20 protein-coding genes and 1 tRNA gene are annotated in these 21,507 nt (G+C 72.7%); 14 read left to right on the forward strand and 7 right to left on the reverse strand.

The genetic code is table 11. The annotated features are described in order from the left end of the window. Positions 1–24 precede the first annotated feature (24 nt). Positions 25–1,002 carry a D-2-hydroxyacid dehydrogenase gene (locus NI25_RS24775; protein ID WP_061444545.1) on the reverse strand — a complete coding sequence of 326 codons (978 nt, stop codon included), beginning with the start codon at positions 1,000–1,002 and terminating at the stop codon, positions 25–27. A 187-nt stretch (positions 1,003–1,189) separates the two neighbouring features. Between NI25_RS24775 and NI25_RS24780 the strand changes: the two genes are divergently transcribed. The 6 genes from NI25_RS24780 (at position 1,190) to NI25_RS24805 (ending at position 6,071) form a co-directional block, all read left to right on the forward strand. Then, positions 1,190–2,092 carry an aspartate/glutamate racemase family protein gene (locus NI25_RS24780; protein ID WP_061444546.1) on the forward strand — a complete coding sequence of 301 codons (903 nt, stop codon included), beginning with the start codon at positions 1,190–1,192 and terminating at the stop codon, positions 2,090–2,092. Further along, positions 2,089–2,820, forward strand: a complete 732-nt coding sequence (locus tag NI25_RS24785; RefSeq protein WP_061444547.1) for an aspartate/glutamate racemase family protein — start codon at positions 2,089–2,091, stop codon at positions 2,818–2,820. Before NI25_RS24780 ends, NI25_RS24785 begins: the two co-directional genes overlap by 4 nt. 397 nt (positions 2,821–3,217) lie before the next feature. Continuing rightward, a complete protein-coding gene (locus NI25_RS24790) occupies positions 3,218–4,786 on the forward strand; it encodes a pectate lyase family protein (RefSeq protein WP_061444548.1) in 1,569 nt (522 codons plus the stop codon). A 150-nt stretch (positions 4,787–4,936) separates the two neighbouring features. Next, positions 4,937–5,284 carry a hypothetical protein gene (locus NI25_RS24795; protein WP_061444549.1) on the forward strand — a complete coding sequence of 116 codons (348 nt, stop codon included), beginning with the start codon at positions 4,937–4,939 and terminating at the stop codon, positions 5,282–5,284. 111 nt (positions 5,285–5,395) lie between these two features. Then, a complete protein-coding gene (locus NI25_RS24800; RefSeq protein WP_061444550.1) occupies positions 5,396–6,007 on the forward strand; it encodes a bifunctional DNA primase/polymerase in 612 nt (203 codons plus the stop codon). Continuing rightward, a tRNA-Lys gene (locus NI25_RS24805) sits at positions 5,998–6,071 on the forward strand. Before NI25_RS24800 ends, NI25_RS24805 begins: the two co-directional genes overlap by 10 nt. Positions 6,072–6,273: 202 nt before the next feature. Here NI25_RS24805 and NI25_RS24810 read toward each other — a convergent pair. After that, positions 6,274–7,626 (reverse strand): M6 family metalloprotease domain-containing protein, encoded by a 1,353-nt coding sequence (locus NI25_RS24810; RefSeq protein ID WP_107071832.1) that lies wholly within the window; start codon positions 7,624–7,626, stop codon positions 6,274–6,276. 284 nt (positions 7,627–7,910) lie between these two features. On the opposite strand from NI25_RS24810, the gene NI25_RS24815 reads away from it, so the two are divergent. Next, a complete protein-coding gene (locus tag NI25_RS24815; RefSeq protein ID WP_061444552.1) occupies positions 7,911–9,836 on the forward strand; it encodes a putative bifunctional diguanylate cyclase/phosphodiesterase in 1,926 nt (641 codons plus the stop codon). Here the strand turns inward: NI25_RS24815 and NI25_RS24820 are convergent. Then, complete coding sequence (locus NI25_RS24820) at positions 9,812–10,912, reverse strand: LLM class flavin-dependent oxidoreductase (protein WP_061444553.1); 1,101 nt, start codon at positions 10,910–10,912, stop codon at positions 9,812–9,814. The genes NI25_RS24815 and NI25_RS24820 overlap by 25 nt on opposite strands. A 137-nt stretch (positions 10,913–11,049) precedes the next feature. Between NI25_RS24820 and NI25_RS40790 the strand changes: the two genes are divergently transcribed. Beyond that, on the forward strand, positions 11,050–11,328 hold the full coding sequence (locus NI25_RS40790; RefSeq protein WP_233520774.1) for a pentapeptide repeat-containing protein: 279 nt from the start codon (positions 11,050–11,052) through the stop codon (positions 11,326–11,328). Here NI25_RS40790 and NI25_RS24825 read toward each other — a convergent pair. Then, positions 11,234–11,800 carry a dihydrofolate reductase family protein gene (locus tag NI25_RS24825; protein WP_061444554.1) on the reverse strand — a complete coding sequence of 189 codons (567 nt, stop codon included), beginning with the start codon at positions 11,798–11,800 and terminating at the stop codon, positions 11,234–11,236. The genes NI25_RS40790 and NI25_RS24825 overlap by 95 nt on opposite strands. A 283-nt stretch (positions 11,801–12,083) precedes the next feature. Further along, positions 12,084–12,827, reverse strand: coding sequence for an AraC family transcriptional regulator (locus tag NI25_RS24830; RefSeq protein ID WP_061447085.1), 744 nt, complete (start codon positions 12,825–12,827; stop codon positions 12,084–12,086). 55 nt (positions 12,828–12,882) lie between these two features. Between NI25_RS24830 and NI25_RS24835 the strand changes: the two genes are divergently transcribed. After that, on the forward strand, positions 12,883–14,070 hold the full coding sequence (locus tag NI25_RS24835; protein ID WP_061447084.1) for an MFS transporter: 1,188 nt from the start codon (positions 12,883–12,885) through the stop codon (positions 14,068–14,070). A gap of 74 nt (positions 14,071–14,144) precedes the next feature. Here NI25_RS24835 and NI25_RS24840 read toward each other — a convergent pair whose 3' ends face one another. Beyond that, entirely contained in the window at positions 14,145–14,510 is a 366-nt protein-coding gene (locus tag NI25_RS24840) for a VOC family protein (RefSeq protein WP_061444555.1), read from the reverse strand. Between the two features lie 128 nt (positions 14,511–14,638). Between NI25_RS24840 and NI25_RS24845 the strand changes: the two genes are divergently transcribed. Then, on the forward strand, positions 14,639–15,616 hold the full coding sequence (locus tag NI25_RS24845) for a helix-turn-helix transcriptional regulator (RefSeq protein ID WP_061444556.1): 978 nt from the start codon (positions 14,639–14,641) through the stop codon (positions 15,614–15,616). Between the two features lie 52 nt (positions 15,617–15,668). On the opposite strand, the gene NI25_RS24850 is transcribed toward NI25_RS24845, so the two are convergent. Continuing rightward, positions 15,669–17,096, reverse strand: a complete 1,428-nt coding sequence (locus NI25_RS24850) for an MFS transporter (RefSeq protein ID WP_061444557.1) — start codon at positions 17,094–17,096, stop codon at positions 15,669–15,671. A gap of 298 nt (positions 17,097–17,394) precedes the next feature. Here NI25_RS24850 and NI25_RS24855 point away from each other — a divergent pair, with 298 nt between their 5' ends. Genes NI25_RS24855 through NI25_RS24870 form a run of 4 tightly spaced genes read left to right on the forward strand, consistent with a single transcriptional unit; the run spans position 17,395 to position 21,507 of the window. Continuing rightward, positions 17,395–18,882: an aldehyde dehydrogenase family protein gene (locus tag NI25_RS24855; RefSeq protein WP_061444558.1), complete on the forward strand. Its 1,488-nt coding sequence runs from the start codon at positions 17,395–17,397 to the stop codon at positions 18,880–18,882. Between the two features lie 23 nt (positions 18,883–18,905). Further along, complete coding sequence (locus tag NI25_RS24860) at positions 18,906–19,901, forward strand: VOC family protein (protein WP_061444559.1); 996 nt, start codon at positions 18,906–18,908, stop codon at positions 19,899–19,901. Then, positions 19,898–20,698 (forward strand): aspartate dehydrogenase domain-containing protein, encoded by an 801-nt coding sequence (locus NI25_RS24865; protein ID WP_061444560.1) that lies wholly within the window; start codon positions 19,898–19,900, stop codon positions 20,696–20,698. Before NI25_RS24860 ends, NI25_RS24865 begins: the two co-directional genes overlap by 4 nt. After that, positions 20,695–21,507 carry an alpha/beta fold hydrolase gene (locus NI25_RS24870; RefSeq protein WP_061444561.1) on the forward strand — a complete coding sequence of 271 codons (813 nt, stop codon included), beginning with the start codon at positions 20,695–20,697 and terminating at the stop codon, positions 21,505–21,507. The genes NI25_RS24865 and NI25_RS24870 overlap by 4 nt, the downstream gene beginning before the upstream one ends.

Here is a 21,507-nt window from a genome sequence, read left to right on the forward strand (position 1 = left end):
GGGACGTCGGTGTCGTCGGCGACGTCAGTGTCCGGGCACGTATCCGCGCTTCTTGTCGACCACGTTGGCCAGCGGTCCGCCCGCCGCCCAGCTCTCGAACAACTCCACGAACTGGTCTCCCAGTTCGTCCCGCCAGCCGATCGTGTCCCCGCTCATGTGCGGTGAGACGATCAGCCCCGGCACCTCCCACAGCGCGCTGTCCGGCGCGAGCGGCTCGTCGTTCAGCACGTCCAGGGCGGCGCCCGCGATCCGGCGCGCGGTCAGCGCCTCGACCAGGTCCTCCTCGACGACCAGCGGGCCCCGCCCCACGTTCACGAACCGGGCGGAGGGCCGCATCAGAGCGAACCGCCGGGCGTCGAACATGCCGCGCGTGTCGTCGGTGAGCGGGGCCGCCGCCACCACCCAGTCGGCCCCGGCCAGCAGCCGGTCCAGCTCCTCGGTCCCGTGCACGCCGGGACGCGCGGTGCGGCCGACCAGCGCGGTGGTGACGCCGAGCGCCTCCAGCGTGCTCGCGATCGCCCGCCCGATCGGCCCGGTGCCCACCACGCAGGCGCGGGTTCCGGCCACCCGCATCGACTCGCGGTGCCGCCAGGTCCGCTCGCCCTGCAACCGCAGGGTGGCCGGCAGGTCCTTGGCCATCGCCAGGACGAGCGCGGCGACGTACTCGGCGATCGGCCGGTCGAAGACGCCGCGCGCGTTGGTCACCACCGTGTCCGACTCGGCCAGCTCCGGGCACATCAGATGGTCCACGCCGGCGCTGGCCGTGTGCACCCAGCGCGGGCGCGGGCCGCCGCCGGGCCACGCCTCGCGCACCGCGTGGGAGGTGAAGTCCCACACCAGCAGGACGTCGGCGTACGGCAGCCGCTCGGCCAGCGTCGCCGCGTCGGCGTGCTCGACGCGGGCCCGGCCGGTCAGCCGGCCCAGACGGGGGAGCGGCTCGGCGTCCAGGACGAGGAGCGTGGGCACGGGCGGGGACGCGGGCGTGGGCGAGGGCATGGTCATCGGCGGGCCTGTCTCCGGTCGGGGAAAGCGGGGCGGTTCAGGAGTTGACGGGGGACTTAACCAGCTGTTGACCTGGAGGTGATGCGGGCGGATTGACCACGCTCGCACCGGAACCTACCTTCGTCAACACGGCCGTTCATAACGGTGCGTTGCCCTCTCCTTCCTCAGTGTGAGGCCGGTGCGTGCCATGGACATCTCCTTTCTCGGCGGACCAGCTCCGCAACGCGGGGTCGGCGTGGTCGCCCCGTTCGACTTCGCACTCGATCGCGAGCTGTGGCGATGGGTGCCCGACGACGTGTCACTCCACATGACACGGACACCCTTCGTACCCGTCGAGGTCAGTCTGGACCTCGCCCGGATGGTCAGCGAGCACGAGACCCTGGGCGAGGCGGTCCGCACCCTCAACGCCATCGCACCCCAGGTCGTCGCCTACGCCTGCACCTCGGGCAGCTTCGTCGGCGGCATCGCAGGGGAACGCGCCATGTGCGAGGCGATGACCTGGGCGGGCGCCGTCCCGTCCGTCACCACCTCCGGCGCACTGCTGGACGCGCTGACGGAGCTGGGCGTACGCCGGGTCGCGCTGGTGACGCCGTACACCGTGTCCGTGACCCGGGCGCTGGAGGCGTACGTCGCCGAGGCCGGCGTCACGATCAGCGGCTGCGCCTTCATGGGGCTGACCCGGCACATCTGGAAGGTCCCGTACCGCGACGTGTCCGACATGGCCCGCCGGGCGGTGCCCAGGCCCGGGGCGGCGGACGCCCTGTTCATCTCCTGCACCAACCTCCCCACCTACGACGTCATCCCGCAGCTGGAGGCCGAGCTGCGGATCCCGGTGATCTCGGCCAACCAAGTGACGATGTGGGCGGCGCTGCGCCGACTGGGTACCCCTGCGGTGGGGCCGTACCAGGCGCTGACCGATCCGTCGGCGCGCATCGGCCCCGCGGCGAGGGGTGCGGCCGGTCCCGCGGTGGTGGGGCCCGCCGGTCCCGTCGACCCCGCGGTGGCGGGCCCGGTCGGACCCGCCGCGGCGGACCTGCCGGGCGTCGGTGACGTCCCGGACTCGGAACAGCAGCAGGAAGGGTGGACATGACAGCACTGGGAATCCTGTACCCGGGCCACTCCGGCGAGGACGACTACCCACGCATCGAGCAGCTCCTGAGCAGCGGCATCCGGGTGGACCTGGTGCACACGGACATCGGCGAGGACGCCCACCGGGTGGACGCGCTGCTCGAGATGGGCTCGCCGCAGCGGCTCGAGGCGGGCGTGGCCGAGCTGCGGCTGGCCGGTGCCGACGCGGTGGTCTGGGCCTGCACCAGCGGCAGCTTCGTACACGGCTGGGACGGCGCCCACGAACAGGTGCGTGCGCTGGCCCGGACGGCGGGCATGCCGGCCTCGTCCACCTCCTTCGCCTTCGTGCACGCGGTGAAGGAGATCGGGGCGCGACGGGTCTCGATCGGCGCGACCTACCCGGAGGACGTGGCCCGGATCTTCGCGGACTTCCTCGGCACCGCCGGCATCGAGGTGACCGGCGTCGTCAGCTCGGGCATCATCACGGCCGCGGAGGTCGGCACCTGGACCGAGAAGGAGGTACTTGCGCTGGCCCGCGCCGCCGACCGCCCGGACGCCGAGGCGGTCCTCCTCCCGGACACGGCCCTGCACACGGCGGCCCACATCCCGGCCCTGGAGAAGGAACTGGGCAAGCCCGTCCTCACCGCCAACCAGGTCACCATCTGGGAGGCCCTGCGCCTGGCCGACCGCCGCGTCAACGCCCCCGAGCTGGGCGCGCTGTTCACCCGGGAGCCGGTGGTGCAGGTCTGAGCGAGCGCCGTACGGAACGGAAGAACCCCGGTCCCGCGTGAGCGGGACCGGGGTTCTCGTCGAGCGCTGGGCAGGCCTTGCACCTGCATTTCCCCACGGGAAGTGGGGCGTCTTTCCTTGGACCACCAACGCGCTGCCTGCTGCGGGAGGTTGGCCTCCGTGATCAGGCAGGATGATCGTATCGCAGCTTCGGCCGAGGTGCACATCGAGGCACTTTCGTTCATGTAGAAGAAGACCGTTCCTCATGCTGAACGTTCGAGATCTCGCCTGACCTCTTGTCAGCTTCCGGGGGGATCCCTATTCTCACGCTGAGAAAGCGCTTTCCGCCATGATGTGATTGACATGATCACGTCATGGTTTCCGTTCCGGCATGTGAAGGCGAATGGGGAGACCGAGGATGAGACGACCAGTCGCGCTGCGACTCCAAGCGGCACTGGGCACGCTGGCCCTCGCGGCCGCGGCCGGTGTGGTGCTGACGATGCCCGAGACGGCGTCGGCGGCGGCCGGCGGCGCCACCGGCTACGCGACCCAGAACGGCGGCACCACCGGCGGCGCGGGCGGGGAGACCGTCCGCGCCACCACCGGCACGGCGATCCACGAGGCCCTGTGCGGCCGGGCCAGCAGCTCCACCCCGATCGTCATCGAGGTCGAGGGCACCATCAACCACGGCAACACCAGCAAGGTGTCGGGCGACAGCTGCAACACGGCCGCCGACAAGATCGAGCTCAAGCAGGTCAGCAACATCACGATCGTCGGCGTCGGCAGCGGCGCCGTCTTCGACCAACTGGGCATCCACATCCGGGAGTCCAGCAACATCGTCATCCAGAACGTGACCGTCCGGAACGTCAAGAAGTCCGGCTCGCCCACCTCCAACGGCGGCGACGCCATCGGCATGGAGAGCGACGTCCGCAACGTCTGGGTCGACCACTCCACCCTGGAGGCGTCGGGCGGGGAGTCGGAGGGCTACGACGGCCTCTTCGACATGAAGGACAACACCCAGTACGTCACCCTGTCCTACAGCGTCCTGCGCGACTCCGGGCGCGGCGGACTCATCGGCTCCAGCGAGAGCGACCGCTCCAACGGCTACGTCACCTTCCACCACAACCTGTACGAGAACATCGACTCCCGGGCACCCCTGCTGCGCGGCGGCGTCGCCCACATGTACAACAACCACTACGTGAGCCTGAACGAGTCCGGGATCAACTCCCGCGCGGGCGCCAAGGCCAAGGTCGACAACAACTACTTCGAGGACTCCAAGGACGTCCTCGGCACCTTCTACACCGACCAGGCCGGCACCTGGCAGGTCAGCGGCAACATCTACGACAACGTGACCTGGTCCGAGCCCGGCGAGGACAACAACCCGGCCGGCCCGGACCCGCAGTCCACCACCACGGTGTCCATCCCTTACTCCTACACCCTGGACGACGCCTCCTGCGTGCCGTCCGTGGTGAGCGCCACGGCGGGCGCGAACAAGGGCCTGAAGGTGTCGGACGGCAGTTGCACGCCGCAGACCCCGGACCCGACCGACCCCACCGACCCGGGCCCGACCGACCCGACGGACCCCACGGACCCGACCGACCCGGATCCGACCGATCCGCCGAGCGGGACCAACCTCAGCATCGGCGCCGGCTCCGACGGCTCGTCCAAGGCGAGCGGCACCAGCTACGGCAACGTCCGCGACGGTGACCTCGGCACCTACTGGTCCCCGGCCGGCACGACGGGCTCCGTCTCCGTCAAGTGGTCCTCCGCCCAGACCGTCGGCAAGATCAACATCAGGGAGGCGGCGGGCTCCGAGGGCACGATCGGCTCGTACCGCGTCCTCGACCACGGCACCGGCGCCGTCCTGGCCTCCGGCAGTGGAGCGGGCGTGATCACCTTCTCCCCGGTCTCGCTGGAGAAGATCACCTTCGAGATCACCGGCGCCTCGGGCACCCCGAGGATCGCCGACGAGACGTACGCCGGCTGACCCGGCCGGGAGAGGGCGGGGTGTGTCCGGGCCGCGGTGCCGGACACGCCCCGCCCTCTTGCGCGGGCGCGGGACAATGGACGGTGGCCCGCTCCACCGGAGTGCCCCGCGTCCCGGGGAGGGCCGTCGCGACGTACGAGGAGGACAGACATGGCGGAGCCCACGCCGCGTCGGCACGAACCGCGGCTACGCCCCGCGCCCCTGCTCTTCGAGCCGGCCGAGGCGGCCGCCGATCCCGAGCACTTCTTCGACCTCGAGTCGATCGACGACCCCCGGGCCCTGCTGGAACGGGCCACCGAGCTGACCCACGCGTTCCGCGCCGCGGCGGACCGGGCGATGGAGTTCCAGGCGGTCGCGGCGGCACAGCTGGCCGATCCGAGGCGGTTCGACCGCCTGACCACCGCCGACATCGCGGAACGCGCCGAGTGGACCGAGGACTACGCCAAGAAGATGGTGGAGTTCGGCCGCGACCTGATGCGCGGCGAACCGGCCGAGTAACCGGGGCGCATATGACAGGAGGGTGGGCAAGATACTCCCTTCCCGGTCGTCGTGTCACCGTTTCCCGTAACCCGGCGGAGCGTGTCGTTCACACACGGTAGATATTTGCGTATGAGCAGCACACGCAACGCCACGCCCCACGTCTCGGACGTCACCTCGGACGGCGCCGCCTGGCTGGCGTCGGCGGGCGCGTACCCGCGCCACACGCTCGCGCTGTGGGAGGAGCGGCCGGGGGCGCCGGTCGTCCTGCCCTGCGGCTCCGCCTTCGACGTGGTGAGCGCTCCGGCGATCTTCGGCCGCCGGATGCTCGACCGGATGTGGGAGGACGGCCCGGGGTCGGGGCCGGTGGCGGAGTTCCGCGGCCGGATGCTGCTGTTCGCGGCGCCGGGCACCGCCCAGCGCCTGCCCTCGCTCCTCGACTGGGAGGAGTGGGGCGCCCGCGGCCGGGAGAGCGGCCGTACGGGTGCGGTACCGCCCCTGCTGTGCCACGGCGCCGGGGACGCGGTGACCGTCCCGCCCCCCGCGGGTACGGCCCCCGCGGACGCGCCGCCGCGGTCCGGGTCCCGCTGGCTGGTGGCCCCGGACACCCGCCGGCCCTGGCTGCCCGGCCCGGAGATCCTGCTCTGGGCGGCGGTGCGGGCGGCCCGGGCGGCGGTGCGGATTTCGATTTTTCCTCCCGCCGAGCAGGATGCTAAGGTCTACGACGTCAGCAGGCGCCGCTAGCTCAGTTGGTTAGAGCAGCTGACTCTTAATCAGCGGGTCCGGGGTTCGAGTCCCTGGCGGCGCACGATGGCGATGGCGAGGCGTGTTCGCGGAAAGCGCGAAGCGGCCTCGCCATCGTTGTTTTTGCGCGGCTTCGCCGCGCGTCGTGGGGGCTTCGCCACCCACACCCCCGTGCGCGGTGGGCCGGGGGTGCCGGGCTCGCCCGATGCCGGTGTGGGCCGGGAGCGAGTGGGTTGCCGGGGATCTGTGGGCCGGGGACGAGTGGGTCAGCCGGGTGTGATCCGTACGGTCCAGGCGCCCGACTCCGTGCGGGCCTCGACCTCCACCCTCACGCCGTCTCCCGGCACCGTGAAGCTCTCGCCGAGGCCCACCGGGGCGTCGGCGAGCGGGGGGTAGACCGAGCCGGCCCAGCAGGCCTCGGTGTCCGGGTGGGCGTCGACCACCTCGATCGGCCCGCCCCCCGACTGCTCCCCGCTGCGCACCCGGTACACCAGCACCCCCGCCCGGCACGCGGAGACGTCGTTGCCGACCGGCGTGCGCACCTCGAAGGCCAGCGCGCTGCCCGCTCCCGTACGCACCACCGCGAGCTTCGTACCCCGTCCGAGGCCGAAGGCCGGGGCGCCGGCGGCACCGGTCACCACCACCCCCGGGCCCGCGCCCAGCGGCTCCAGCGTCAGCCGGGTCGGCTCGCCGCCCCGCACGCACGCCACCTGCCGGAGCTGCAGCCAGCCCAGCTTCCACTTGTGCCAGCCGAAGAGGTCCGGGGCCAGTCCGAACTGGCTGCCCATCAGGTCCCAGTCGCCGACATGTGTGTCCCAGTCGCCCTTGCCGTCGACCGGACGGTGGTACAGGTCGGGCAGGTCGAAGACGTGCCCCGTCTCGTGGGCCAGGACCAGCCGGTCCGGCGGATGGTTCTCGAAGACCGTGACGACGCGCCGGATGTCCGTGCCGTCGGCCCGCATCGGGGTGTCCAGGTTGACGACCTTCGTGGCGTCGGAGTCCACCCCCGGCGCGTCCGGGTCCGCGACGAAGTAGACGACGTCGTACCGGGAGAAGTCGACGTGCGGGTCGGCCGCGGCCAGCGCGTCGCGCAGGTAGGCGGCCCGGTGCTCCGGGCTCCAGTCGCGCCGTATGGCGTACGACGTCGACGGGCTCGGCATCCGGATCCAGTCCCGCAGCGGGTGCGGACGCAGCGTGAAGGCGCCGTAGGAGGCGCGCCGGAAGAAGTCGCCGGTGGCGGGGAAGTGGTCGGCGGCGAGTTCGGCCGGTGCCGTCAGCGGCTGGGAGTCGGGGAAGGACAGGAACACCATCACCGCGTCCAGGGCGCGGGCCGGCCGCGGGTAGGCGGCGTTCCAGGTGTCCAGGCCCTCGGAGTGGTGCACGTCGGTGCGCTGGAGGGCGCAGGGCTCCGGGGAGAAGGGCTCGGCGACCGAGGGCGCGGTGATCAGGGACGTCGCGGCGAGCGCCGACATCGTGGTGCACACCGCGGCGGTGCTGCGCAGCCTCGTCCGCGCCCCCCGTGCCGTGCCCGCCTCCCGGGGAAGTCGCCTCAGGGGGAACTGGCGCGGCACATGAACCTCCGGACGCGGTCGACGGGACACCGCACCCAGCTTGTGCATGATTGTCGTATTACGACCTGTTCGCCTGCACCGGATGGGTGAGCCGGCCGGGATTTCGCCGGAGTTCTCCCGAACGACATCCCGAAGACACTCACGGAACGTCACAACTGGTCGGAGGGGTGACGGACCCGTCCAGGTGTGGGCAGAAACGATCTGCCAGAGGGGTCGCTCGGTCCGAAGCGCGGAACGGCGGCTGGAAGGGCCCGGTGTCAGCCTCTATGATCGGCACACTTTCCTGCACGAACAGAGCACGAACAGAGATCGAGGCACTGCGGGAGCGAGCGGTGAACGGAACCTCCGAAGGGCCGGCGCCCGCGACAGACCTCGGCCCGTCGGCCACCACAGACAGTGACGAAGGTCTGGCTCCTCGTGCCGGGCGTACGGAGCCCCCGGCCTACCGGTCGGTGTTCACCACGGCCCCGCTCGCCATGGCCGTCGTCGACGCCGAGGGCCTGGTCGTCAGCGCCAACGACTCCCTGGGCGCCCTGCTCGGCACCGACCCGGACGCGCTGGCCGGGTCCGTCGCGGCCGACCTCGTCGACCTCGCCTCCGACGCCGGCACCTGGCACGCGTACCGCGAGGTGCTGCGCGGGCACCGGTCCCGGCTGCGCTGCACCAGACGGCTCAAACGGGCCGACGGGCACTCCCTGTGGGCCCAGGTGACGGTCGAACCACTGGCCGGCTCCGGGGGCGAGGGGCACGGCGACGCCGAGGGGCTGCTGCTCTCCGTCGCCGACGTCAGCGCCCGGCGCGAACTCCAGGCGCGGCTGCGCCACCTCCAGATGCACGACCCGGTGACCCGGCTGCCCAACCGCGCCCTGTTCTTCGAACGTCTGACGGCCGCGCTGGAGGCGGAGTCGTACGAGAACGGCGGCACCGGCCGGATCGGCGTGTGCTACCTCGACCTGGACGGCTTCAAGGCCGTCAACGACACCCACGGCCACCGCGTCGGCGACCGGCTGCTGGCCGCCGTGGCCGAACGGCTGACCAGGTGCGCGGAGGAGGCCGCCCACGCCCGCTCCGGTCCGCCGCTGGTCGCCCGGCTCGGCGGCGACGAGTTCGCCCTCCTGGTGGAGGACTCCACCGGCACCGACCAGCTCGCCGACCTGGCCGGGTCGGTCCTGGCGGCCCTCCAGCCGCCCTTCGAGCTCTGCGACCGGCGTCTGTCGGTCACCGCCTCGGTCGGCGTCGTCGAACGCCACACCGCCGGCACCACCCCCACCGCCCTGATGCAGGCCGCCGACACCACCCTGTACTGGGCCAAGGCGGACGGCCGGGCCCGCTGGACCCTCTTCGACCCCGAACGCAACGCCAGCCGCATGACCCGCCAGGCGCTGGCCGCCACCCTCCGGCCCGCCATCGAACGCGGCGAGTTCGCGCTGGAGTACCAGCCGCTGGTCGGCATGGAGGACGGCCGGGTGCGGGGCGTCGAGGCGCTCATCCGCTGGAATCATCCTCAGTTCGGCGTACTTGCGCCGAATCGGTTCATCGCACTGGCGGAGGAGGATGGTTCGATCGTTCCCCTCGGCCGCTGGATCCTGCGCACCGCCTGCCACCAGGCCCGCCGCTGGCAGCTGGCCCACCCCGACGAGCCGCCGATCTTCGTCAGCGTCAACGTGGCCGTCCGCCAGGTCTGGGACTCCGACCTGGTCGCGGACGTGGCCCGCACCCTGGAGGAGACGGGCCTCGCCCCGGAGCTGCTCCAGCTGGAGCTGACGGAGTCGGCGGTGATGGGGTCGGCCGGACGCCCGCTCCAGGTCCTCAAGGCGCTCAGCGACATGGGCGTCCACATCGCCATCGACGACTTCGGCACCGGCTACTCGAACCTGGCCTACCTCAGCCGGCTGCCGGTCTCGGTGCTGAAGCTGGACGGCGCGTTCGTACGGGGCTTCCAGTACGAGGCCGTGTCCGAGGCCGCCGTTTCAGAGGCTGCCGGGACCGGGACGGGTGCCGGTGCCGGAGAGGGCGCCGGGGTCGCCAATCCGGCCGACGAGGTCATCGTCGAGGCGATGGTCCAGCTCGCCCACCGCCTCGGCCTGACCGTCACCGCCGAGTGCGTGGAGACCTCCGACCAGGCGAGCCGCCTGCGCCGCATCGGCTGCGACACCGGCCAGGGCTGGCTCTACTCCCGGCCGGTGGCACCGGACCGCATCTCCGCGCTGCTGGGCTCGGGACCGGCGGGCGTTCAGGCCGGCGTCGGCAACCCGTAGGCGTCGGCGATCAGCTCGTAGGAGCGCAGCCGTACGTCGCCGCCGTGGGCGTTGGCGGTGAGCATCAGCTCGTCGGCTCCGGTGCGCTTCTGCAGGTCGTCGAGGCCGGCCCGGACCTCGTCGGCCGTGCCGTGGATGACATTGCTGTTCCAGGACCGCACGAACTCCTCCTCCATCGGGCTGAAGTCGTACGCCTCGGCCTCCTCCGGCGTCGGCACCAGCCCCGGGCGTCCGGTACGCAGCCGGACCATGTTCAGCGCGGCCGCGAGCACCTGCCTGCGCGCCTCCTTCTCGTCGTCGGTCGCGAGCGCGGAGACGCCGATGAGGGCGTACGGCGCGTCCAGCACGGCGGACGGCCGGAAGGACTCCCGGTACAGGTCGAGCGCGGGGATCGTGTTCTGCGCCGAGAAGTGGTGCGCGAAGGCGAACGGCAGCCCGAGGGTGCCGGCCAGCCGCGCGCTGAACCCGGAGGAGCCGAGCAGCCACACCGGCGGCCGGTGCGCCGACTGCACACCCCCGGGGGAGGTCGCCTGCACGGGTCCCGGCACGGCGTGGATACGGGCGTACGGGTGCCCGTCCGGGAAGTCGTCGTCCAGGAACCGGATCAGCTCGGCGAGCTGCTGCGGGAAGTCGTCGGCGCCCTCGTTGAGCCGGTCCGTGCGGCGCAGGGCGGCGGCGGTGGCCCCGTCCGTGCCGGGCGCCCGCCCGAGCCCGAGGTCCACCCGCCCCGGCGCCATCGCCTCCAGCGTCCCGAACTGCTCCGCGATGACGAGCGGCGCGTGGTTGGGCAGCATGACGCCGCCGGACCCGAGCCGGATGCGGTCGGTGTGGGCCGCCAGGTGGGCGAGGATCACCGCGGGGGAGGAGGAGGCGACGCCGGGCATGGAGTGGTGCTCGGCGACCCAGTACCGCTGGAACCCGCGCGCCTCGGCGAGCCGCACGATGTCCACGCTGGTCCGCAGCGCGTCGGTGGCGGTCCGGCCGGCCCCGACGGTCACCAGGTCCAGTACGGAGAGGGGGACGGGAGCGGTGCCGTGGGCGGTGCCCCGGATCTCCTCTGCGGCGTCTGCGGCCATGGTGGGGTGCCTCCTGTGATTGACGTACTCGTACGCGGGTCGCTTCGCGACGTAACAGGAGGGGGTCTCCGGTTATTCCCGGGCGGGGAGCGGAGTGGGGATCAGGTGATCCGGATAGGCCGGGCACGACGGTTCCCGTGAGGACCCGCGCCTTCACCGCCGTCTTCGCGAACCGGTCGAGGCAGCGCTCGGCCACGAATCCGTCGAACGCGGCGAAGTGTGCGTGCGGCAGTCCCTTGGCACGGCTCCACGGGGCACGGCTCCGCGGGGCACGGCTCCGCGGGGCACGGCTCCGCGGGGCACGGCTCCGCGGGGCACGGGTCAGCGGGTCACGCGGTGGCGGAGGCGGACGACGCCTGATGCGAAGGTGTGGGCCTCCACGAGCTCGAGCTTCACCCGGCGCTCGTCCCGGGTGAAGTACGGGGTGCCGCCGCCGACCAGTACCGGGTGGACCACGGGCCGGTACTCGTCGATGAGGCCGGACGCGGCGGCCTCCGCGGCCAGGGTCGCGCCGCCGATCGCGATGTCGCCGTCGCCGGGTTCCGCCCGTAGGCGCTCGATTTCCTCCGCCAGGGTGCCGGAGGCCAGGCGGGTGTTGGTGCCCCGCACCGTCGTCAGCGTCCTGGAGAAGACCACCTTCGGCAGCGCCTTCCAGAGCGCCGCCCACTCCAGTTCCGCCGCGTCGAGCGACTCGTCCTGCTCGGCGGTCTCCCAGTACAGCATCGTCTCGTACAGGCGCCGGCCCAGCAGGTGGACGCCGGTCTGCCGCAGCTCGTCGGTGAAGTGGCGGAAGACCTCCTCGTCCGGGTCGCTCCAGTCGATGCCGCCGTCCGGATCGGCGATGTAGCCGTCGAGGGAAACGTTCATCGAATAGGTCACCCTGCGCATCGGAAGGCCTCCTCGGTAGCCGTTCGGGTCCGACGGTACGGCTGCCGGGCGAGCGCCGCAGCGGCTTCTGCGCGGAACCGTTCGGTGTGAGGAGATCTCCCGGACCGCGGCCCAAGACCCCCCGTCCGTGCCGGGCACCGGGGCGGCCCCCCCGGCTCCTGCTCGGCATCGGTGTCGAGGACGTCGGCGAGACGCTGCGCCGGGTGCGGACGCCGGGCGGGTGGCGGTGCCCGGGCCTGTCCGGCACAGGACCTTGGCGGCTCACGCGCGGGCCGGGGCCGCGTCAGGTGGTGGGGCGGGCCCCGGGGGTGTGGCCGAAGGTGCGGCGGAAGACGCTGATGAAGGTGCTGGCGGACGACCAGCCGCAGCGGTGGGCGACGGCGGTGACGGGGATGTCGTCGGCCAGGAGGATCAGGGCGTGGTGGAGTCTGATCTGGGTGCGCCACTGGGGGTAGGTGAGGCCGAGGTCGTCGTGGAGGCGGCGGGAGAGGGTGCGGGCGCCGGCGCCGATCTGGCGTCCGAGGGCGTCGAGGGAACGGTTGTCGGCCGGGTCGGTGCGCAGGATGTCGTGCAGTGCGCGGAGCAGGGGGTCGGTGGGGGCCGGCAGGTGCAGGGGGAGTTCGGTGGAGAGGGCGAGCCGGTCGAGCATGACGGCGCGCAGGCGGCGGTGGGGCGGGGTGTCGTCGCCGGGATCGCGGGTGTAGGCGACGATGAGTTCGCGCAGGAGGGGGCTGACGGCGAGGACGGCGGGCTTGTCCAGGCCGAGGGGGTTGTCGGTGGTGGGCAGGCCGACGAGGTGGAGGTCGAGTTCTCCGTGGGCCTGGTGCCGGTGGACGGTGCCGGCGGGGATCCAGAGCGCGCGGTTGGCGGGCGCGATCCAGGAGCCCGCGTCGGTGGTCACCGCGATGGTGCCGCGGCTGGCGTAGACGATCTGATGGTCGTCGTGGCGGTGGGCGTCGATCTCACCGCCGGAAGCCAGGCGCTGAGTCCGGGTCGGCGCGACGGGGGTGTGGCGGATTTTCTGCATCATCTGTCAATCTATCGAAAGCGCGACACCGGGTGCGCCTTCCAGCATGGGTGGGGTGCGAAGGAAAACACCGATCTTGCTGCTGGCCGTGGGGCATGCCTGCGTCGACGTCTACCAGGGCGCCGTCGCGGCGTTGATCCCGTTCTTCGTGGCCGAACGGGACTACACCTACGCGGTCGCCTCCGGCATCGTGCTGGCCGCGTCCCTGCTGTCGTCGGTGGCCCAGCCGCTGTTCGGGCTGCTCACCGACCGGTGGGGTATGCCGTGGCTGCTGCCGGTCAGCACCCTGCTGGCCGGGGCGGGCATCGCGCTCAGCGGCCTGAGCGGCTCCTACGGGCTCACCCTGTTCTTCGTCGCCGTCTCCGGGATCGGCGTGGCCGCCTACCACCCGGAATCCGCCCGTGCGGCCCGGCAGGCGAGCCGGGGCAGTCACAGTGCGATGAGCTGGTTCTCCCTCGGCGGGAACATCGGCTTCGCGATCGCCCCGCTCATGGTGGCGGCCTCGATCGGACACGGCTCCCTGCGCTGGACACCCGTCCTGGTCCTGCCCGCGCTCACCGGCACCGCCCTGTGCGTGCCCGTCCTGCGGATGCTCGCCCGGCCCCAGACCGCTACGGCCAAGACCCGGAAGCCCCCCGGCCCGGACGACGTGGCCTCGTTCGTGAAGCTGTCCCTGGCGGTCGTCTTCCGCTCCATCGTCTTCACCGGCCTGAGCACCTTCATCTCCCTCTACGCCCGGCAGCGCATGCAAGGCAGCGCCACCGCGGGCACCGTCGCCCTGTTCCTGCTGTTCCTCGGCGGTGCCGTCGGCTCGGTCCTGGGCGGGTTCCTGGCCGGCCGCTACGACCGCGTCCGCGTCTCGCGCTGGTCCTACCTGCTCTCCATCGCCGCCGTCACCGGCGTGATCTACATACCGGGCCCGGCCCTGTTCCTCTTCGTGGCCCTCACTTCCGCCGGCCTGTACGTCCCCTTCTCCCTCCAGGTCACCCTCGGCCAGGACTACCTGCCCTCCCGCATCGGCACCGCCAGCGGCATCACCCTCGGTCTCACGGTCAGTATCGGCGGCCTCGTCAGCCCCCTGCTGGGCCACCTCGCCGACACCACCACCCTCCGGACCGCCCTCACGCCCCTGATCGCCATGCCCGCGCTGAGCTGGCTCCTCTTCCGCGTCCTGCCCGAACCCGCCTCCCCCGGCAGTCGGACCGTCACGCCCGTGCCCGCGCCCGCACGGCAAGACGGGTAGCCCGGCGCCGGCCAGTGGAGGGCCGGGCGTACCCGCCCCGCGCGGCCGGCGGCGGGCCATCGGTCGTCGACGCTCTAGTCGACCGGCGCGACCCGGATCAGGTTGCCGTCCGGGTCCGTGATCGCGAAGGTGCGGCCGAAGGGCTCGTCGTGGGGTTCTTCCGCCACCGTGACGCCCTTGGCGACCCACTCGGCGTGGAGGGCGTCGATGGCCGCCGAGGAGCCGGGGACCATCAGACCGACCTCCGAGGTGCGCGGGGTCCGTGGCGTGACCTGGTCGGCGCGGCCGCTCCAGAGGGCGAAGAGGACTCCGGGCGCGACCTCGAAGGGGACGTAGCGGGGGGTGGTGATCACCGGCTTGATGTCGAACAGGTCGGAGTAGAAGGCGGTCGCGCGCTCGACGTCGGTGACGTAGACGAGGAAGAGGTTGGGTGCGGACATGGGTGACTGCTCCTTCCGGGGCGGGCCGGTCGGTTCCGGCCCTTGGTGCCAGCCTCGCCTGAGAACATGACAGGAGTTGTCCTGTTCGGGGCTACGGGTCTTCGGGTCTTCGGGTGAGGGGGCTGTCGATGAGTCGGCCGCAGCGGTTGATCGAGCTTCTCGCGGCCCTGCAGGCGCGGCCGCGGACCACCGCCGAGGAGTTGGCCGAGGAGCTGGGGGTGTCGACGCGGACCGTGCTGCGCGATGTGCGGGCGCTCGTCGACGCGGGGATCCCCGTCTTCACCGAGCGAGGGAAGTACGGCGGCATCAGTCTGCTGCCCGGTGACCAGGCCGACCTGTCGAAGCTGACGACCGGCGAGGCGGACCTGCTGCGGGCGGTCGGGCTCGACCTGGAGCGGGCCCGGCAGCTCGGCGGCGAGGCGGCCGCCCGGTCGGCGCTGCGCAAGCTCACCTCGCGCAGACGGCCGCCGTCCGCCCGGGACGAGCTGCCGCTCGCGCTGACGGACGTGATCGCGATCGACAACCGTCCCTGGTTCGGGGAGGCCGCGCCCCTGCCCGATGTCGCGGGGCTGGTGCGGGACGTGCGCACGGGGAGGCGGTTGCGGATCGTCTACCGCAGGAGCGGGGCCGCGTCCGCGCGGGAGTTCGTGGTCGATCCCTACGGGCTCGTGCAGCGGGGCGGGCGGTGGTATCTCGTGGCCGACCGGGACGGCGAGCCACGTCTGTTCCTGCTCACCCGGCTCCGGCGGTGGGCCGTGCTCGACGACGGGCGCCGGCTGCGGCCGGGTGCCGACCTCGCCGGTACGGCACGGGAGTTGGGCGAGGCGCTGGAGAGCAGGGAACGTGTGATGGTCACGGCGCGCGTCGACGCCGGCAGCCTCGACCTCGCCCGCCGGATCCTGGGCGCCAGGCTCAGGGCGGCGGGCGATCGGGGGGCGGACGGACGGGTCGAGATCACCGTGGCGTACGACGGGGTGGACGGCGTGCGGCAGTTGCTCCAGTTCGGCGAGCACATCGAGGTCGTCGGCCCGGAGGCGGCCCGCCGGCTGGTCGCGCGGCTCGCCGCCCACCTCGCCGGCACCCACGCCCCCCTCGGCGAAACATGAGCGCTCGCCCCGCATCCGTCGCCGAACCGCACTCGCCGCGCGAGTACAGCCCCTACGGCGCCACGTCCTCCAGCGTGCGGCCGCTCGTCTCCTCGGCCCAGGCCGCCGCCGACAGGGAGCCCGCGACGGCGACGACCGCGAGGGTCACGAACACCGTGCCGATCGCGCCCCCGGCGTAGATGGCGCCCACGACGATCGGGCCCAGGATGACGCCCAGGCGGTTCGTCGCGCCGCCCACGCTGGAGCCCAGCGCCCTGATGCGGGTGGGGAACAGCTCCGGCGTGTACAGGTAGAGGCAGATGTTGGAGCCGAAGAGGAAGACCGCCGCCAGGGACGTCCAGGCCAGGACGCCGCCCGCCGAGTCGCCGGCGGTCAGGCCCAGGACGAGCAGGCACAGTGCCGCCGCCGCCATGCACCAGATCACCGTGTTGCGGCGGCCGGCCCGGTCGACGGTGAGGGCCACGAGCAGACAGCCGGCCAGCCCCGCGCAGCTCGTCACCGTCGAGTAGAGCAGTGCCGTGGACAGGTCGAGGCCGAAGTGGTCCTTGTAGATGGTCGGCAGCCAGGACGTGATGCCGTAGTTGGCGAAGTAGCCCGTGAACCACAGGGACCCGACGACGAGCGTGCGCCGGCCGTACCTGCCGGTGAGGAGTTCGCGCAGGCCGCCGCTGCCGCCCTTGCCCGAGGGCGTGGTGCCGGGGCGCACCGGGGCGGGCTCCGGGAGCGGGGCTCCCGTGATTCGCTCCACCTTCCGCTCGATCGACGCCATCGTCGCCACGGCCTCTTCGTGCCTGCCGTGGTCGGCGAGCCACCGCGGTGACTCCGGGACCCAGCGGGCGAGGGCGAAGCACAGCAGGCCGGGGACGGCCGCCAGGCCGAACATCCAGCGCCAGCCGAGCAGCGGCACCAGCCACGCGGCGAGGAGCGCGCCCGCGGTCAGACCGGCCGGGAACACCAGCTCGTACAGGAGGACGAAGCGGCCGCGCTGGTGGGCGCGGGTGATCTCCGCGATGAAGGTGGCCGCGATCGGCACCTCGCCGCCGATGGCCATGCCCTGGACGAAGCGGAGTGCCATGAAGGGCTCGGGGGAGGTGCACAGGGTCAGGGCCAGGTTGCAGACGCCGGACAGCGCGATGCAGCCGGCGATGACCTTCACGCGGCCGATCCGGTCCGCGAGCCGGCCCGAGACCAGGGCGCCGATCAGCATGCCGACCGAGCCGACCGTCATGAGGGCGGTGACCTGGGCCGTGCCGAGGTGCCACTCGCCGCGCAGGTCGGGCAGCGCGTAGGCGATCAGAAGCTGGTCGAACGCCTCGAAGAACGTGACGGCGCCGACGACGAGCCGGACCATCACCTGCCAGCGGCACAGCGGCAGGCGTTCGAAGCGGGCGCCGATGGTGGCCGCGAGCGCCGCCGAGTCGTCGTCGTTCTCGCCGTCGTCCTGTCGGCCCGGGGTGTCACGGGCTGCGTCGATCGTCATGGGTGGGTCTCCGGTGTCCCGTGCGTCGGAGTGCGCGAGCCCGCACGGAAGGGTTCGGGCCGCACGGCACGGCGGAGCGGCCGCGTGCCGGCGGCGATGAGGGTTGGAGAGGTGCGGCGACGCCCCACTTATGTAGGCGCTGAATGTCTCAGTGCTTAAGTTCTACCGGTAGCCCGCCGAGGTTAGGCAAGCCTTACTCTCGACGTCGTCAAAAATTCCCCGGCCAGGGCCCTTGCGGGAAAATTATTTAAGCCCTTAGATTTCTAGCGCTTAGACACGCCCCTTCCCGGAGGTCCCCATGCCGCGCATCCCAGCCGACGAGATCCTCATCGCGGGGCAGTGGCGGCTTGGCGGCGGTCTGCCGATCCACACCGTCGACCCGGCCGACGGCACCGTCCTCGCCACCGTGCACGCCGCCTCGCCGGAGGACGTGAATGAGGCCGCGCACGCCGCCGCCGCGGCCGCCGCCGCCCCCGAGTGGCGCGACCTGCGGCCCCACCGCCGGGCCCGCGTCCTGTACCGGATCGGCGACCTGATCGAGGAACACGCCGACGACCTCGCCGCGCTCCAGACCGCCGACACCGGCAAGACGCTCGCCGAGACCCGCGCGCTCGCCCTGAGCGCCGCCGGCACCTTCCGGTACACGGCCGCGGCGCTGGAGACCGCCGAGGAGGCGATCACCCCCTCGCGCGGCCCGTACCTGACCATGAGCACCTACGAGGCGATCGGCGTCGTCGGCGCGATCAACCCGTGGAACTCCCCGATCGCCTCCGACGCGCAGAAGGTCGCCCCGGCGCTGGGCGGCGGCAACGCCGTGCTGCTCAAGCCCGCCGAGTGGACCCCGCTGGTCTCCCTCGCCTTCGGGCGGCTCGTCCACCGGGTGCTGACCGAGGAGGGGCTGCCGACCGCGCTGCTCGCCGTACTGCCGGGCAAGGGCCGCGTCGTCGGCGACGCGATCGTCCGGCATCCGCTGGTCGGCCGGATCGGCTTCACCGGCGGCACCGCCACCGGGCGCGCCATCGCCCGCGCCGCCGCCGACAAGCTCGTCCCCGCCTCGCTCGAACTGGGCGGCAAGTCGCCGACGATCGTGCGCGAGGACGCCGACGTCGAACAGGCCCTGGCCGGCGTCATGTACGGGATCTTCTCCTCCAGCGGCCAGTCCTGCATCGCGGGCTCGCGGCTGTTCGTGCACCGCTCGCTGTACGACTCCTTCGTCGGCGAACTGGTGGAACGGGTGCGCGAACTGCGCGTCGGACCCGGCACGGACCCCGGCACCCAGGTCGCGCCGCTCGTGCACCACGCGCACCGCGACGCCGTCGCCGCGGCCGTCGACCGCGCCCTGGAGGAGGGCGGCCGGGTGCTGTGCGGCGGCGCCGCCCCCGAGGGCGAGCGGTACGCCGGGGGCGCCTACTACCTGCCGACCGTCATCGACTCCCTGCCGAACTCCGCCCGCGTCTGCCAGGAGGAGGTCTTCGGCCCGGTCCTGGTCGCCCTGCCCTACGCCGACGAGGACGAACTGGTCGCCCTGGCCAACGACTCCGTCTACGGCCTCGCCTGCGGCATCTGGACCCGGGACGCGCGCGCCGCCTGGCGGCTCGGGCGGCGCATCGAGGCCGGAACGGTCTGGATCAACACGTACAAGCAGTTCTCCATCTCCACCCCCTTCGGCGGGATGAAGGACTCCGGGCTCGGCATCGAGAAGGGCCGCGACCTGATCCGCGCCTACCAGCGGCAGAAGTCCCTGTACTGGGGCACCGACGCCACGCCCCTGCCCTGGGCCAACTGACCCACCCCGAGGGAGATCCCGCCATGAACCAGCCCCCGATGCCCCCGATCGGCCGCCTGCGCGCCCTGCGCTCGGTCGAGCTGCTCACCCCGAACTTCGCCGACGCCGTGGACTTCTACGAGGAGGTCTGGGGCCTGGAGGTCGTCGAGGCCGAACACAGCGCCAGCTGGCTGCGCGGCACCGGCGAGGAACACCACGCCCTCAGGCTGACCCGCTCCGACACGATCGGCCTCGGCCGGCTCGTCTTCGCCCTCGGCACCCCGGCCGAGGTGGACGAGGCCGCGCGGCGGCTGCGGGCGCGCGGCATCGCCCTCGTCACCGAACCCGGCCCCCTCGACCAGGTCGGCGGCGGCTACGGGCTGCGCTTTTACGACCTCGACGGACGGCTGATCGAACTCTCCGCCGACACCTGGGCGGTCACCGCACGCGGCCGGGACACGCCCCTGCCGGTCGGCGTCACCCACGCCGTCCTCAACACCCCCGACATCGACGCCTCCGTCGCCTTCTACCAGGACGTGCTCGGCATGCGCGTCTCGGACTGGTCCGAGCACCAGATGGCGTTCCTGCGCTGCGGCACCGACCACCACTGCGTCGCCTTCAACCAGGCGCCGTGGGTCTCCCTGAACCACGTCGCCTACGAGATGACGTCGCTGGACCACTTCATGCGCGGCCTCGGCCGGCTCCGGCACCACGGCATCACCCCCGAGTGGGGCCCCGGCCGGCACGGGCCCGGCAACAACACCTTCTCCTACTTCACCGACCCCACCGGCCTGGTGTGCGAGTACACCACCGAGGTCGCGCAGATCGTCGAGGACACCTGGATCTGCAAGGTGTGGCGGCGCACCCCCGAGCTGTCCGACCTGTGGGGCACCGCCGGCCCGCCCTCGGCGCGGATCCGCGCCCACATGGCAGGCACCCCCGACGGCAGCCCGGTCACCGAACCCGTCACCCCGCCCGTGGACGCCCCGGCGGACGCCCCCGCCCGTACGAGCACCGGCACCGAAGGAGCAGCGGCATGAACGGCGGCACACGCAAGGTCGGCCTCATCGGCTGGGGCGCCATCGGCCGTACCGTCGGCGGCGCCCTCGCCGCCGGCGAGGTGCCCGGCGCCGAACTCACCGGCATCGTCGACAACCGCCCCCTCGGCGACGCCGTTCCCGCGCCGCAGCTCACGGTGGAGCAGGCCCTCGCCGCCTGCGACCTGATCGTCGAGGCCGCGGGACAGGGCGTCGTACGGGAATGGGGCGAGACGGTCCTCGCCTCCGGCACCGACCTGCTCGTGGCCTCCACCGGAGCGCTCACCGACGAGGAGCTGGCCAAGAAGCTCCTCGCGGCCGGGCCCGGCCGGGTCTACTTCACCGGCGGGGCGGTCGGCGGACTCGACCTGCTCCAGGCCGTACGAGCCATGGGGCCGCTCGGCGAGGTCACGCTGACCACCACCAAGCTGCCGTCCACCCTCGAACAGCCCTGGATGGACGAGGAGACCCTCGCCCGGCTGCGGTCCGCGACCGCGCCGGTGGAGGTCATGACCGGCACCGCACGCGACGTACCGGTCAAGTTCCCCAAGTCCACGAACGTCGCCGCCTCCGTCGCCCTCGCGGTCGGGGACCTCGACGCCGTACGGGTACGGGTCGTGGCCGACCCCACCGCCTCCCACACCTGCCACGTCGTCGAGGCGAGCGGACCGCAGGGCTCGTACCGCTTCGAGGTGCGGCACGTCCCCGACCCGGGCAACCCGGCCACCAGCCAGGTCGTCCCGTACGCCGTACTGCGCTCGCTCGCGGCCCTCGCCGGACGCCGGGGGCAGATCCTGTGACCGCCCACGACCTCGCCGGGCTGCACCTGGCGGAGACCGGCGACGCCGGGCCGCTGGTGCTGTGCCTGCACGGCATCGGCTCCTCGTCCGCCGCCTTCGCGCCCCAGACCGGGGCCCTCGCCGCCGCCGGTCACCGGGTCGTCGCCTGGGACGCCCCCGGATACGGCAGGTCCGCCGACCCGGACGGCGACCTCACCCTCGACGACTACGCCGACACCGCGGCCGCCGTCATCCGCGCCCGCGCCGCCGACGCCCACGTCGTCGGCGTCTCCTGGGGCGGCGTGATCGCACTGCGGCTCGCCACCCGGCACCCGGAACTCGTCGCCTCCCTCACCGTCGCCGACTCCACCCCCGGATCCGGCACCAGCCCCGAGAAGGCCGCCGCCATGCGCGCCCGCGTCCCGGAGCTGGAGCGCCTCGGCCCGCGCGCCTTCGCCGAGGAACGCGGCCCCCGGCTGCTGTCGCCGGACGCGCCGCCCGAACTGGTGCGCCGGGTCGTCGACACCATGGCCGACTCGATCCGCACGCCCGGCTACCGGCAGGCGGCCGAGTCGATGGCCGCCACCGACCTGCGCGGCGAACTCGCCGACGTCATCGCGCCCACCCTCGTCCTGTGCGGGGACCAGGACCGGATCACCGGCCCCGACGCCTCACAGGTCCTGGCCGGCGGTCTGCACCGGACCGCCTACGTGATCGTCAAGGACGCCGGTCACCTGGCCAACCAGGAGCGGCCCGAGCACTTCAACGCCTGGCTGCTCTCCCACCTCCACATCGTCACCGACACCCGCAACCACCTCCAGAAGGGCTGA

The sequence above is a fragment of the Streptomyces sp. CCM_MD2014 genome (assembly GCF_000772045.1).
Taxonomy (GTDB): domain Bacteria; phylum Actinomycetota; class Actinomycetes; order Streptomycetales; family Streptomycetaceae; genus Streptomyces; species Streptomyces salinarius.

Bases quoted from the DNA above. Each gene is read 5' to 3' on its own strand.
- NI25_RS24775 (WP_061444545.1), bottom strand. From the start codon at position 1,002: ATGACCATGCCCTCGCCCACGCCCGCGTCCCCGCCCGTGCCCACGCTC.
- NI25_RS24780 (WP_061444546.1), top strand. From the start codon at position 1,190: ATGGACATCTCCTTTCTCGGCGGACCAGCTCCGCAACGCGGGGTCGGC.
- NI25_RS24785 (WP_061444547.1), top strand. From the start codon at position 2,089: ATGACAGCACTGGGAATCCTGTACCCGGGCCACTCCGGCGAGGACGAC.
- NI25_RS24790 (WP_061444548.1), top strand. From the start codon at position 3,218: ATGAGACGACCAGTCGCGCTGCGACTCCAAGCGGCACTGGGCACGCTG.
- NI25_RS24795 (WP_061444549.1), top strand. From the start codon at position 4,937: ATGGCGGAGCCCACGCCGCGTCGGCACGAACCGCGGCTACGCCCCGCG.
- NI25_RS24800 (WP_061444550.1), top strand. From the start codon at position 5,396: ATGAGCAGCACACGCAACGCCACGCCCCACGTCTCGGACGTCACCTCG.
- NI25_RS24810 (WP_107071832.1), bottom strand. From the start codon at position 7,626: ATGCACAAGCTGGGTGCGGTGTCCCGTCGACCGCGTCCGGAGGTTCAT.
- NI25_RS24820 (WP_061444553.1), bottom strand. From the start codon at position 10,912: ATGGCCGCAGACGCCGCAGAGGAGATCCGGGGCACCGCCCACGGCACC.
- NI25_RS24825 (WP_061444554.1), bottom strand. From the start codon at position 11,800: ATGCGCAGGGTGACCTATTCGATGAACGTTTCCCTCGACGGCTACATC.
- NI25_RS24830 (WP_061447085.1), bottom strand. From the start codon at position 12,827: ATGCAGAAAATCCGCCACACCCCCGTCGCGCCGACCCGGACTCAGCGC.
- NI25_RS24840 (WP_061444555.1), bottom strand. From the start codon at position 14,510: ATGTCCGCACCCAACCTCTTCCTCGTCTACGTCACCGACGTCGAGCGC.
- NI25_RS24845 (WP_061444556.1), top strand. From the start codon at position 14,639: ATGAGTCGGCCGCAGCGGTTGATCGAGCTTCTCGCGGCCCTGCAGGCG.
- NI25_RS24850 (WP_061444557.1), bottom strand. From the start codon at position 17,096: ATGACGATCGACGCAGCCCGTGACACCCCGGGCCGACAGGACGACGGC.
- NI25_RS24855 (WP_061444558.1), top strand. From the start codon at position 17,395: ATGCCGCGCATCCCAGCCGACGAGATCCTCATCGCGGGGCAGTGGCGG.
- NI25_RS24860 (WP_061444559.1), top strand. From the start codon at position 18,906: ATGAACCAGCCCCCGATGCCCCCGATCGGCCGCCTGCGCGCCCTGCGC.
- NI25_RS24865 (WP_061444560.1), top strand. From the start codon at position 19,898: ATGAACGGCGGCACACGCAAGGTCGGCCTCATCGGCTGGGGCGCCATC.